The organism is Pseudomonas sp. GW821-FHT05H12 (assembly GCF_059419385.1).
The window spans coordinates 201,511-213,899 of the sequence record NZ_JBWKRS010000005.1 but is presented as its reverse complement, the minus strand read 5'-3'; the positions used below and the strand labels follow the sequence as shown (position 1 = coordinate 213,899).

Annotated in this window: 11 protein-coding genes; 6 read left to right on the top strand and 5 right to left on the bottom strand. The window is 61.5% G+C overall.

What is annotated here, in order from left to right; genetic code table 11:
- Positions 1-13: 13 nt before the first annotated feature.
- Positions 14-1,051 (bottom strand): rod shape-determining protein MreB, encoded by a 1,038-nt coding sequence (gene mreB, locus AC07SU_RS06710; protein ID WP_002555108.1) that lies wholly within the window; start codon positions 1,049-1,051, stop codon positions 14-16.
- A 210-nt stretch (positions 1,052-1,261) separates the two neighbouring features.
- Here mreB and gatC point away from each other — a divergent pair, with 210 nt between their 5' ends.
- The 6 genes from gatC (at position 1,262) to AC07SU_RS06680 (ending at position 6,485) form a co-directional block, all read left to right on the top strand.
- On the top strand, positions 1,262-1,549 hold the full coding sequence (gene gatC / locus AC07SU_RS06705) for an Asp-tRNA(Asn)/Glu-tRNA(Gln) amidotransferase subunit GatC (RefSeq protein WP_178922682.1): 288 nt from the start codon (positions 1,262-1,264) through the stop codon (positions 1,547-1,549).
- Positions 1,550-1,565: 16 nt separating this feature from the next.
- A complete protein-coding gene (gene gatA / locus AC07SU_RS06700; RefSeq protein WP_176995093.1) occupies positions 1,566-3,017 on the top strand; it encodes an Asp-tRNA(Asn)/Glu-tRNA(Gln) amidotransferase subunit GatA in 1,452 nt (483 codons plus the stop codon).
- 10 nt (positions 3,018-3,027) lie between these two features.
- A complete protein-coding gene (gatB, locus tag AC07SU_RS06695; protein ID WP_178922678.1) occupies positions 3,028-4,473 on the top strand; it encodes an Asp-tRNA(Asn)/Glu-tRNA(Gln) amidotransferase subunit GatB in 1,446 nt (481 codons plus the stop codon).
- Between the two features lie 155 nt (positions 4,474-4,628).
- Positions 4,629-5,000, top strand: coding sequence for a septal ring lytic transglycosylase RlpA family protein (locus AC07SU_RS06690; protein WP_176995095.1), 372 nt, complete (start codon positions 4,629-4,631; stop codon positions 4,998-5,000).
- A 58-nt stretch (positions 5,001-5,058) separates the two neighbouring features.
- The gene (locus AC07SU_RS06685) at positions 5,059-6,105 is read left to right on the top strand and encodes a calcium/sodium antiporter (protein ID WP_494996574.1); all 1,047 of its coding nucleotides are present in this window, start codon (positions 5,059-5,061) and stop codon (positions 6,103-6,105) included.
- Positions 6,102-6,485 (top strand): carboxymuconolactone decarboxylase family protein, encoded by a 384-nt coding sequence (locus AC07SU_RS06680; RefSeq protein ID WP_053254400.1) that lies wholly within the window; start codon positions 6,102-6,104, stop codon positions 6,483-6,485. Before AC07SU_RS06685 ends, AC07SU_RS06680 begins: the two co-directional genes overlap by 4 nt.
- A 109-nt stretch (positions 6,486-6,594) precedes the next feature.
- On the opposite strand, the gene AC07SU_RS06675 is transcribed toward AC07SU_RS06680, so the two are convergent.
- The 4 genes from AC07SU_RS06675 to AC07SU_RS06660 form a co-directional block, all read right to left on the bottom strand.
- Positions 6,595-7,536: an AEC family transporter gene (locus tag AC07SU_RS06675; RefSeq protein WP_176995096.1), complete on the bottom strand. Its 942-nt coding sequence runs from the start codon at positions 7,534-7,536 to the stop codon at positions 6,595-6,597.
- Between the two features lie 231 nt (positions 7,537-7,767).
- Positions 7,768-9,321, bottom strand: coding sequence for a galactarate dehydratase (gene garD, locus AC07SU_RS06670; RefSeq protein ID WP_494996559.1), 1,554 nt, complete (start codon positions 9,319-9,321; stop codon positions 7,768-7,770).
- 11 nt (positions 9,322-9,332) lie between these two features.
- Positions 9,333-10,697 (bottom strand): MFS transporter, encoded by a 1,365-nt coding sequence (locus AC07SU_RS06665; RefSeq protein WP_176995098.1) that lies wholly within the window; start codon positions 10,695-10,697, stop codon positions 9,333-9,335.
- Between the two features lie 202 nt (positions 10,698-10,899).
- Complete coding sequence (locus AC07SU_RS06660; RefSeq protein ID WP_494996558.1) at positions 10,900-12,345, bottom strand: aldehyde dehydrogenase family protein; 1,446 nt, start codon at positions 12,343-12,345, stop codon at positions 10,900-10,902.
- Between the last annotated feature and the right edge of the window lie 44 nt (positions 12,346-12,389).

Genomic DNA, 12,389 nt, shown 5'->3' with positions numbered 1-12,389 from the left:
AACCAGCAACGACTTATTCGCTGGAGAGCAGGTCCATGGTGTGTTTATCCATCATTTCCAGTGCACGGCCGCCGCCACGAGCAACGCAGGTCAGCGGGTCTTCGGCGACGATCACCGGCAGGCCAGTTTCCTGGGCCAGCAGCTTGTCGAGGTCACGCAGCAAGGCGCCACCACCGGTCAACACCAGGCCACGCTCGGCGATATCGGAAGCCAGCTCCGGTGGCGATTGCTCCAGGGCGCTCTTCACTGCCTGAACGATAGTGGCCAGGGACTCTTGCAGAGCTTCCAGCACTTCGTTGGAGTTCAGGGTGAAGGCACGTGGAACGCCTTCGGCCAGGTTGCGACCGCGAACATCAACTTCGCGAACTTCGCCACCCGGGTAAGCGGTGCCGATTTCCTGCTTGATGCGCTCGGCGGTTGATTCGCCGATCAGGCTGCCGTAGTTACGACGCACATAAGTGATGATCGCTTCGTCGAAACGGTCGCCGCCCACACGCACGGATTCGGCATACACCACACCGTTCAGGGAGATCAGGGCGATTTCAGTGGTACCACCACCGATATCCACCACCATCGAACCGCGCGCTTCTTCAACCGGCAGGCCGGCACCGATCGCAGCCGCCATCGGCTCTTCGATCAGGAACACTTCACGGGCACCGGCCCCCAGGGCCGACTCACGGATGGCACGACGCTCAACCTGGGTGGACTTGCACGGAACGCAGATCAGCACACGAGGGCTGGGCTGCAGGAAACTGTTTTCGTGAACCTTGTTGATGAAGTACTGCAGCATCTTCTCGCAGACGCTGAAGTCGGCGATCACGCCGTCTTTCATCGGACGAATGGCGGCAATATTGCCCGGTGTACGGCCGAGCATGCGCTTGGCCTCGGTGCCGACGGCAACGACACTTTTCTGGTTACCGTGCGTCCGAATAGCCACAACCGATGGCTCATTCAGGACGATACCGCGCTCGCGCACGTAAATAAGGGTGTTGGCAGTGCCCAGGTCAATGGAAAGATCGCTGGAAAACATGCCACGCAGTTTCTTGAACATGGGAAAGGGACCCTAGGCAACGCGTGGGTAAAAAAGTGCGGCAAACTCTAACAACGACAGGGATTTTGGGCAAGGCGCCAATGTGCTAAATTGGCCGACTTTCTGTGCACCTAACCCCACAATCGCGGCCGTAAGACCGTAGAAATGCGGTAGTGTTCCGACAATCTAACACACGGACAGCCTCCGTTCTGTTTTCCACTGGAGATTCCCATGACGCTTGAACGCTCCGACGTGGAAAAAATCGCGCATCTGGCCTCGCTTGGCCTCAATGATGCCGATCTTCCACAGACCACCGCAGCCCTGAACAGCATTCTCGGGCTGGTCGACCTGATGCAGGCCGTAAATACCGACGGCATCGAGCCCCTGGCTCACCCGCTGGAAGCCAGCCAGCGCCTGCGCGCAGACGTGGTGACCGAGAGTAATAATCGCGAGGCCTACCAGTCCATCGCGCCAGCGGTCGAAAACGGCCTGTACCTGGTTCCGAAAGTCATCGACTAAAGGGAAAGAGCCTTTCATGCATCACATGACTCTGGCCGAGATCGCCCGCGGTCTCGCCGACAAAAAGTTTTCTTCCGAAGAGCTGACCAAGACCCTGCTGGCGCGCATCGCCGAGCACGATCCGAAGGTCAACAGCTTCATCAGCCTCACCGAAGAACTGGCCCTGAGCCAGGCCAAGGCTGCCGACGCACGTCGCGCCAACGGTGAAAACAGCCCGCTGCTGGGTGCGCCTATCGCCCACAAAGACCTGTTCTGCACCCAGGGCATTCGCACCAGCTGCGGCTCGAAGATGCTCGACAACTTCAAGGCGCCCTACGACGCCACCGTGGTGTCCAAGCTGGCGGCGGCCGGGGCCGTGACCCTGGGCAAGACCAACATGGACGAATTCGCCATGGGCTCGGCCAACGAGTCGAGCTACTACGGCGCGGTGAAAAACCCGTGGAACCTGGAGCACGTGCCCGGTGGTTCGTCGGGTGGTTCGGCTGCCGCCGTGGCTGCGCGCTTCCTGCCGGCCGCTACCGCCACCGACACCGGCGGCTCGATCCGCCAACCTGCCGCCTTCACCAACCTCACCGGTCTGAAGCCGACCTACGGTCGCGTTTCCCGCTGGGGCATGATCGCCTACGCGTCCAGCCTTGATCAGGGCGGCCCGTTGGCACGCACTGCCGAAGACTGCGCAATATTGTTACAAGGCATGGCCGGCTTCGATAAACAGGACTCCACCAGCATCGACGAGCCGGTGCCGGACTACAGCGCCAGCCTGAACACCTCGATCAAGGGCCTGCGCATCGGCGTGCCGAAGGAATACTTCAGCGCCGGTCTCGACCCACGCATCGCTGAATTGGTGCACAGCAGCGTCAAGGAGCTGGAGAAGCTCGGCGCCGTGATCAAGGAAATCAGCCTGCCGAACAACGGGCACGCGATTCCTGCGTACTACGTGATCGCCCCGGCTGAAGCATCCTCCAACCTGTCGCGCTTCGACGGTGTGCGTTTCGGCTACCGCTGCGAAAACCCGAAAGACCTCACCGACCTTTATAAGCGCTCCCGTGGCGAAGGTTTCGGTGCTGAAGTGCAGCGCCGCATCATGGTCGGTGCCTACGCCCTGTCGGCCGGCTACTACGACGCGTACTACCTCAAGGCGCAAAAAATCCGTCGCCTGGTCAAGAACGACTTCATGGCCGCCTTCGAAGAAGTCGACGTGATCCTCGGCCCAACCACGCCGAACCCGGCCTGGAAGCTCGGCGCCAAGAACGGCGACCCGGTCGCTGCCTACCTCGAAGACCTCTACACCATCACCGCCAACCTCGCGGGCCTGCCGGGCTTGTCCATGCCTGCCGGTTTCGTCGATGGCCTGCCGGTTGGCGTGCAACTGCTCGCCCCGTATTTCCAGGAAGGCCGCCTGCTCAATGTGGCGCACCAGTACCAGTTGCACACCGACTGGCACACCCGCACCCCTACCGGCTTCTGAGGAGAACACTATGCAATGGGAAGTTGTGATCGGGCTGGAGATTCATACCCAGCTCGCCACCCAATCGAAGATTTTCTCCGGTAGCGCCACCACGTTCGGCTCCGAGCCCAACACCCAGGCCAGCCTGGTCGACCTGGGCATGCCTGGCGTTCTGCCGGTGCTGAACCAGGAAGCGGTGCGCATGGCCGTGATGTTCGGCCTGGCGATTGACGCCGAGATCGGCCAGCACAACGTGTTCGCACGCAAGAACTACTTCTACCCGGACCTGCCCAAGGGCTACCAGATCAGCCAGATGGAACTGCCGATCGTCGGCAAGGGCCACCTGGACATCCCGCTGGAAGACGGCACCATCAAGCGCGTTGGCGTGACCCGTGCGCACCTGGAAGAAGATGCCGGCAAGAGCCTGCACGAAGAATTCCCGGGCGCCACCGGTATCGACCTGAACCGTGCTGGCACACCGCTGCTGGAGATCGTCTCCGAGCCGGACATGCGCAGCGCCAAGGAAGCCGTGGCCTACGTCAAGACCATCCACGCACTGGTGCGTTACCTGGGCATCTGCGACGGCAACATGGCCGAAGGCTCGCTGCGTTGCGACTGCAACGTGTCGGTACGGCCAAAGGGCCAGGTCGAGTTCGGCACTCGCTGTGAGATCAAGAACGTCAACTCGTTCCGCTTCATCGAGAAGGCGATCAACACCGAAGTGCGTCGCCAGATTGAGCTGATCGAAGACGGCGGCAAGGTCATCCAGCAGACCCGCCTGTACGACCCGAACAAAGACGAAACCCGCGCCATGCGCAGTAAAGAGGAAGCCAACGACTACCGTTACTTCCCCGACCCGGACCTGCTGCCGGTGGTGCTTGAGGACGCGTACCTCAACGACATCCGCGCCACCCTGCCGGAACTGCCGCAGCAGAAACGCGAGCGCTTCCAGGAGCAGTTCGGCCTGTCGGTCTACGATGCCAGCGTCTTGGCCTCCAGCCGTGAACAAGCCAACTACTTTGAAAAGGTCGTGAGCATTGCCGGCGACGCCAAGCTGGCAGCCAACTGGGTGATGGTTGAACTGGGCAGCCTGCTGAACAAGCAGGGCCTGGAAATCGACGAAGCGCCGGTGACCGCCGAGCAACTGGGCGGCATGCTGCTGCGCATCAAGGACAACACCATTTCCGGCAAGATCGCCAAGACCGTGTTTGAAGCGATGGCTGCAGGCGAAGGCAGTGCCGACGAAATCATCGAGAAGCGCGGCCTCAAGCAAGTCACCGACAGCGGCGCGATTTCGGCCGTGCTGGATGAAATGCTCGCGGCCAACGCCGAGCAGGTCGAGCAATACCGTGCGGCAGACGAAGCCAAGCGCGGCAAGATGTTCGGCTTCTTTGTGGGCCAGGCGATGAAAGCCTCCAAGGGCAAGGCCAACCCGCAACAGGTGAACGAATTGCTCAAAAGCAAGCTCGAAGGCTGACAGCGGTAAATGGTCCGGGCGGGATTTACCCCCTGTCCGAATACCCTGTGGGAGCTGGCTTGCCTGCGATTGCATCACCTCGGTGTGTTTGAAACACCGAGTCGTCTGCATCGCAGGCAAGCCAGCTCCCACATTTGTCATGGGGGCATCTTGCAATGAAGCGTCTACTTGGCCTCCTGGCCCTGTTCTCCCTGCTGGCCGGCTGCGCCAGCGGCGTTATCAACCCCAACGGCTACGACGAAACCGGCACCGCCTCCTATTACGGCGCCAAGCACCATGGCAACAAGACCGCCAGCGGTGAACCCTTCAACCAGAACGCCCTGACCGCCGCCCATCGGCAACTGCCCTTTGGCACCCAGGTCAAGGTCACTAATCTCGACAATGACAAATCCGTGGTTGTCCGCATCAACGATCGCGGCCCGCATACCCGTGGACGCTTGATCGATCTTTCACGCAAGGCCGCCGAGCAATTGGGCATGATCAGCAGCGGCACCGCGCGCGTGCGTGTGCAAGCCCTGGGCAATTGAAGATGCAGGACCGGCCATTTTCGGATTAACCGCCCTCTCGCCCTGGAGCCTGCTGGAACTGGTCAGCGGCCTGGTGCTGCTGATCGTCGGCGCCGAAATCCTGGTGCGCGCCGCCGTGCGCCTGGCCGCCAGCCTCAAGGTACGACCGCTGATCATCGGTTTGACCATCGTCGCCTTCGGCAGCAGCGCGCCGCAGATGACCGTCAGCCTGCAAGCCACCCTGGCCGGCAACACCGACATCGCCGTGGGCAGCGTGATCGGCAGCAGCATCTTCAACATCCTGGTGACCCTGGGCCTGTCGGCGCTGATCATCCCATTGCGCGTTTCGCGCCAGTTGGTGCGCCTGGACATCCCGGTGATGATCTTCGCCGGCCTGCTGGTGTTCACCCTGGCGGCCAATGAAGAGCTGACGCCGGCCGATGGCCTGGTGCTGCTGGTCGCGCTGGTCGCCTACCTTGGCGTGCTGCATTACCAGACGCGCCATTCACGCCGCCCGCGCACACTGGACACCGTGGCCCGCGCGCCGTGGCTGAGCAGCGTGCTGCTGATGCTCGGCGGATTGTTGATCCTGGTACTGGCCGGGCATCTGCTGCTCGGCGCAGCGGTGGATGTAGCCGGCGAACTGGGCCTGTCGGAGCGCGTGATCGGCCTGACCCTGATCGGCGTCGGCACCTCGCTGCCGTGCCTCGCGACATCGCTGATCGCCGCCCTGCGCGGTGAGCGCGAAATCGCCGTGGGCAACGTGATCGGCAGCAACCTGTTCAACTTGCTGGGCGTATTGGGGCTGACCGCACTGCTTGCGCCTTCACCGCTGTCGGTATCGCCCAATGCTCTGGATTTCGACCTGCCGGTAATGCTCGGTGTGGTGGTGCTGTGCCTGCCGGTGTTCTACAGCGGCTACCGCGTGACCCGCGCCGAAGGCCTGGTGCTGCTCGGGTTATACCTGGCGTATGGCCTGCATGTGATGGCGTTCACCACCGGCATGCCCCTGGCCACCAAGCTTGAACACCTGATGCTGTATTACGTCCTGCCAGTGCTGGTGGCTTTTCTGTTGTTCAGCACGCTGCGAGCCTGGCGCCGCCAACACAAGAGGGAATCGCAATGACCGATCAAAAGAAGCCCGGGGTTGAGATGCGTCGCCAGGTCATGGGCGATGTGTTCGTCGACCGTGCGCTGGGCAACGCCACCGAATTCACCCAGCCGCTGCAGGATTTCGTCAATGAGCACGCCTGGGGCAGTGTGTGGAACCGCGAAGGGTTGCCACTTAAAACCCGCAGCTTGATCACCCTGGCCGCCCTCACCGCCCTCAAGTGCCCACAGGAACTCAAGGGCCATGTGCGCGGGGCGCTGAACAATGGCTGCACCGTAGAAGAGATTCGTGAAGCGCTGCTGCATTGCGCGGTGTATGCCGGCGTGCCGGCGGCGATTGATGCGTTTCGGGCGGCGCAGGAAGTGATCGAGGCGTATCAGGCTGACCAGCAGTGACTGTTAGATAGCCATCGCAGGCAAGCCAGCTCCCACCTTTGAATGTGTTCACAAATCAAAATGTGGGAGCCGGCTTGCCGGCGATGGGCCCTCAAGGACGGCGCAAAACTCAGATCCAACCACCCGCCTGCAACACAAAGATCCCGATATTCGTGGTCACTGCCGCCATCAAGGTGGTGATCACGATAATTGCCGCCGCCAGTTCATGATTGCCCTCCGCCGCCCGGGCCATCACGAAACTCGCCGCCGCAGTGGGTGCGCCGAAGTACAGGAACAGAATCCCCAGTTCCGGCCCGCGAAACCCCAACAGCCACGCGCCCAGCGTTGCGAACACGGGCAAACCGATCATCTTCACCAGGCTGGCACTCAGCGCCATGCTGCCGCTTTTGCGCAATGCGGCCAGTGACAAGGTGCCACCGATGCAGATCAGTGCCAGCGGCAAGGTCATGTCCGCCAGGTACTGGCCGGACGACTCCAGCCAACCGGGCAAACCGATCTGGAACACCGCAAAGGGCGTGGCGGCGAACACGCTGATGATCAACGGGTTGGCCACCACACTTTTGCAGATGCTCCACGGGTCGGACTTGATCACTGGGCTGTACACCGCCAGCACGATGGTCGACAGGGTGTTGTAGAACAGAATCACCAACGCGGCGAGGATCGCGCCGAGGGAGATGCCGTAGTCGCCGTACATGCTGGCCGCCAGTGCCAGGCCGATCACCCCGTTGTTGCCACGAAACGCGCCCTGGGCATAAATGCCGCGGTCTTCACGCGGGCAGCGAAAGATCGCCCAGCCCCAGGCCAGGGCAAAGCTCAACAGGGTGGCGACGGCAAAATAGATCAGCAGGCCCGGCTTGAGCGCCGAATGCAGGTCGGCATGCAGGATGCCCAGGAACAGCAACGCCGGCATGGTGACGTTGAACACCAGGGACGACGCCACATGGATGAAGTTGTCGTTGATCCAGTTGACGCGCTTGAGCAGCACGCCCAGGAACAGCATGGCAAACACCGGCGCGGTGATGGTGAGGGTGGTGAGGAAAATTGCCAGCATGCCGGGGAGAACCTTGGTGAGCGTCGTTAGGTGGCTAATGATAAGCCATGCTGACCTGTAGCGTCTGGTAAGACGCCTTCGCGGGCAAGCCCGCTCCCACATTATTGATGTGTGAATACCTTTAAATGTGGGAGCTGGCTTGCCTGCGATGGCGGTGTGTCAGCCGATACATCTGCGACTGATATACCGCTATCGCAGGCAAGCCAGCTCCCACAGGGTCCGTGCCAGCCATCAGGTGATGGGCGCAGGATTGAACAGGGTGATGTCGTTGTGCAGCTTATGGCGCTCCGCCCACGTCTGCTTCTTGCCGCTGGCCACATCCAGGTAGAAGTGGAACAACTCCCAGCCCAGCTCCTCGATGCTCGCCCGCCCGGTGGCAATTCGCCCCGCGTCGATGTCGATCAGGTCCGGCCAGCGCTGTGCCAACTCCGTGCGCGTCGACACCTTCACCACCGGCGCCATCGCCAGCCCGTAAGGTGTGCCGCGCCCGGTGGTGAACACGTGCAGGTTCATCCCGGCCGCCAGTTGCAAGGTGCCGCACACGAAGTCGCTGGCCGGCGTCGCACAAAAGATCAGGCCCTTGCCCTTGAAACGCTCACCCGGGCCAAGCACGCCGTTGATCGCACTGCTGCCGGACTTGACGATGGAGCCCAGGGACTTCTCGACAATGTTCGACAACCCGCCCTTCTTGTTGCCCGGCGTGGTGTTGGCACTGCGATCCGCCTCGCCCTTGGCCAGGTAACGGTCGTACCAGTCCATTTCCCGGACCAATTCTTCGGCGATTGCCTTGGTCTCGGCACGCGAGGTCAGCAAGTAGATGGCATCACGTACTTCCGTGACTTCGGAAAACATTACCGTCGCCCCGGCCCGCAGCAGCAAGTCCGAGGCGTAGCCCAGTGCCGGGTTGGCGGTGATACCGGAAAACGCATCGCTGCCACCGCATTGCATACCGAGGATCAACTCCGACGCCGGCACGGTTTCACGGCGGCGCTGGTCGAGTTTCTTCAAGCGGGTTTCAGCCAGCTCCATGATCTGCTCGATCATTTCGGTAAAGCCGTGGCTGGAATCCTGCAACCGATACAACCACGGCTCGCTCAGGTCCACCGAACTGTCGTTGTCGTGCATCACCTGCCCGGCCTGCAGTTTCTCGCAGCCCAGGCTGATCACCAGCGCTTCGCCGCCCAGGTTCGGGTTGCGCGCCAGGTTGCGCACGGTACGGATCGGGATGTAGGCATCCGTCGCGGTGATCGCCACGCCGCAGCCGTAGCTGTGGGTCAGCGCCACCACGTCATCGACATGCGGGTACTTGGGCAGCAGCTCGTCCTTGATGCGCTTGACCGCATGGTCCAACACCCCGGTGACACACTGCACCGTGGTGGTGATGCCGAGGATATTGCGCGTGCCCACAGTGCCGTCGGCGTTGCGGTACCCCTCGAAGGTAAACCCTTCCAGCGGCGCCTGGGTTTCCGGCACCTCTGTAGACAGCGGCAGGCTGTCCAGCGGTGGCGCGGTGGGCATGCGCAACTGGTCTTCCTGCACCCAGCTGCCGCGCGGGATCGGCGCCAGGGCGTAGCCGATGGTCTGGCCGTAGCGAATGATCTGCCCGCCTTCGGGGATATCTTCCAGGGTCACTTTGTGGCTCTGGGGGATGAAGTCCACGGTGACCAGCCCGTCCGGGAACTCGGTGCCGGCCGGTACGCCTTGGTCGTTCACTACGATCACCACGTTGTCGCGCGGGTGCAAACGAATCGAGCGCGGTGAGTCGGCATGTTCAATCAACTGCATGTCATCGCCCCTCAGGAATGCGCTTCGGTAAGGTTAGTCAACTGAGGGCCCTTGGCTGGCGGCTCTTTGAGCACCACGCGCTTGATCGGGCCGACAATCACCAGGTAGCTGAACACCGCCAGCAACGCGTTGGCGCCCACAAACACCAGGGCCCATTTGAACGAGCCGGTGGTGCTGATGATGTAGCCGATCACGATAGGCGTACTGATAGACGCCAGGTTGCCAAACATGTTGAACAGACCGCCACTGAGGCCGGCGATTTGTTTTGGCGAGGTGTCAGACACCACCGCCCAACCCAGTGCGCCCACGCCTTTACCGAAGAAGGCCAGGGCCATGAAGCCCACCACCATCCACTCGATATCCACGTAGTTGCACGCCACGATGCTGCTGGAAATCAGCAGGCCACCAATGATCGGCGCTTTGCGGGCGAACGTCAGCGAATGCCCCTTACGCAGCAAGTAGTCGGAAATCACGCCGCCGAGCACGCCGCCGATAAAGCCGCAGATCGCCGGCAACGAGGCAATGAAACCGGCCTTGAGAATGGTCATGCCGCGCTCTTGCACCAGGTACACCGGGAACCATGTCAGGAAGAAGTAGGTAATGCCGTTGATGCAGTACTGGCCCAGGTATACGCCGAGCATCATGCGATTGGTCAGCAACTGGCGGATGTAATCCCACTTCGGGCCGTCGGTTTTCTTACCCTTGCCCTTGTCTTGATCCATGTCGACCATCGCACCATTGGCCGCGATGTGGTTGAACTCCGCTTCGTTGATCATCGGATGCTGGCGCGGGCCGTGGATCAGTTTCAGCCAGATCAGCGAGAACAGGATGCCGATGCCACCCATCACGATAAACACGTGCTGCCAGCCGAAGGTGTAGACGATCCAGCCCATCAGTGGGGCGAACAACACGGTGGCGAAGTACTGCGCCGAGTTGAAAATCGCCGACGCGGTGCCGCGCTCCGCCGTAGGAAACCACGCTGCGACGATACGGGCATTTCCCGGGAAGGAAGGCGCCTCGGCCAAGCCCACCAGAAAGCGCAGCATGAACAGCGCGACAATCGCAGTGGAGACCCCGAACTCGCCCACATAGCCTTGCAGCACGGTGAACAGCGACCAGGTGAAGATGCTCAAGGCATAGATTTTTTTCGAGCCGAAACGGTCCAGCAGCCACCCACCGGGGATTTGCCCGGCCACGTAGGCCCAACCGAATGCAGAGAAGATATAACCGAGGGTGACCGCGTCGATACCGAGGTCTTTTTGCAGGCTGGAGCCGGCAATGGCGATGGTGGCCCGGTCGGCGTAGTTGATCGTGGTCACCAGGAACAGCATGAGCAGGATCAAATAGCGGACGTGGGTCGGCTTGGTCGCTTGCATGAAGGTGTACTCCCACTAATTATTTTTTTTGCGGGTAATGGTTTTCTGTTTTCAGCATGGGAACCGCTTTATGTGGGAGCCGGGCTTGCCCGCGATGCAGGCACCTCGGTGTGTCTGTGACACCGCGGTGATGCTATCGCAGGCAAGCCAGCTCCCACACAAGCCAGCTCCCAGAGGAACCGGTTCCTACAGGTACTGCGTATTACGAACCGATGTAGCTGGTCTTCACCACGGTGTAGAACTCTTGCGCATAGCGACCTTGCTCACGCGAACCGTAGGATGAGCCTTTACGGCCACCGAACGGAACGTGATAGTCCACGCCGGCGGTCGGCAGGTTGACCATCACCATCCCGGCCTGGGAGTGGCGCTTGAAGTGGTTGGCATACTTGAGCGAAGTGGTGGCGATACCCGCCGACAAACCGAACTCGGTGTCGTTGGCCATGGCCAGCGCCGCCTCGTAGTCCGCCACCCGCACCACGTTGGCCACCGGGCCGAAGATCTCTTCACGGCTGATGCGCATGGCGGCTTCGCTGTCGGCAAACAGCGTCGGCGCCAGGAAGTAGCCTTCGGTATCGCAAGTCACCAGGCCACCACCGCTGACCAGCCGCGCGCCTTCGCTTTGGCCGATGTCGATGTATTTCAGGTCCTGGTCCAATTGGGCCTGGGAGACCACCGGGCCGATATCGGTGCCGCTTTTGAGTGCGTGGCCGACCTTGATCGACTTCATGCGCTCGGCCATGGCCGCGACGAACTGGTCATGGATGCCAGCAGTCACAATCAGGCGGCTGGACGCGGTGCAACGCTGGCCGGTGGAGTAGAACGCGCTCTGTACCGACAGCTCGACGGCCTGCTTGAGGTCGGCGTCGTCGAGGATGATCTGCGGGTTCTTGCCGCCCATTTCCAACTGCACTTTGGCTTGACGCGACACGCAGCTGACAGCGATCTGGCGACCCACGCCGACCGAACCGGTAAAGCTGATACCGTCGACTTTCGGGCTGTTAACCAGCACGTCACCGACCACGCGGCCACTGCCCATCACCAGGTTGAACACACCGGCCGGGAAACCGGCGCGGGAGATGATCTCTGCCAGGGCCCAGGCGCAGCCCGGTACCAGTTCGGCCGGCTTGATCACCACGCAGTTGCCGTAGGCCAGGGCCGGGGCGATTTTCCACGCGGGAATGGCAATCGGGAAGTTCCACGGGGTGATCAGGCCAACCACACCCAGGGCTTCACGGGTGACTTCGACGTTGACGCCCGGGCGTACCGACGGCACGTAATCACCGGACAAGCGCAGGCATTCACCGGCAAAGAATTTGAAGATATTGCCAGCACGGGTCACTTCACCAATGGCTTCGGGCAGAGTCTTGCCCTCTTCCCGGGCCAGCAGGGTACCGAGCTCTTCGCGGCGAGCGAGGATTTCGCTGCCGACTTTGTCCAGGGCGTCATGGCGCGCCTGGATGCCGGAAGTCGACCAGGCTGGGAAGGCAGCGCGTGCCGCATCGATGGCAGCGTTAACTTGGGCTACATCCGCCTTGGCGTATTCACCAATCGCATCGGAAAGCTCCGACGGGTTGATGTTGACGCAGTAGTCGGCACCGGCCACCCACTCGCCGTTGATGTAGTTATCAAAACGTTTGGCTTGGGACACAAATCTTCTCCTGACGCAAAAGGCCGCTGATCGCTCAGCGGCCT

Coding starts and splice junctions, on each gene's coding strand:
- AC07SU_RS06675 (WP_176995096.1), bottom strand. CDS start 7,536: ATGCTGGCAATTTTCCTCACCACCCTCACCATCACCGCGCCGGTGTTT.
- mreB (WP_002555108.1), bottom strand. CDS start 1,051: ATGTTCAAGAAACTGCGTGGCATGTTTTCCAGCGATCTTTCCATTGAC.
- AC07SU_RS06665 (WP_176995098.1), bottom strand. CDS start 10,697: ATGCAAGCGACCAAGCCGACCCACGTCCGCTATTTGATCCTGCTCATG.
- gatB (WP_178922678.1), top strand. CDS start 3,028: ATGCAATGGGAAGTTGTGATCGGGCTGGAGATTCATACCCAGCTCGCC.
- gatA (WP_176995093.1), top strand. CDS start 1,566: ATGCATCACATGACTCTGGCCGAGATCGCCCGCGGTCTCGCCGACAAA.
- AC07SU_RS06690 (WP_176995095.1), top strand. CDS start 4,629: ATGAAGCGTCTACTTGGCCTCCTGGCCCTGTTCTCCCTGCTGGCCGGC.
- AC07SU_RS06680 (WP_053254400.1), top strand. CDS start 6,102: ATGACCGATCAAAAGAAGCCCGGGGTTGAGATGCGTCGCCAGGTCATG.
- gatC (WP_178922682.1), top strand. CDS start 1,262: ATGACGCTTGAACGCTCCGACGTGGAAAAAATCGCGCATCTGGCCTCG.
- garD (WP_494996559.1), bottom strand. CDS start 9,321: ATGCAGTTGATTGAACATGCCGACTCACCGCGCTCGATTCGTTTGCAC.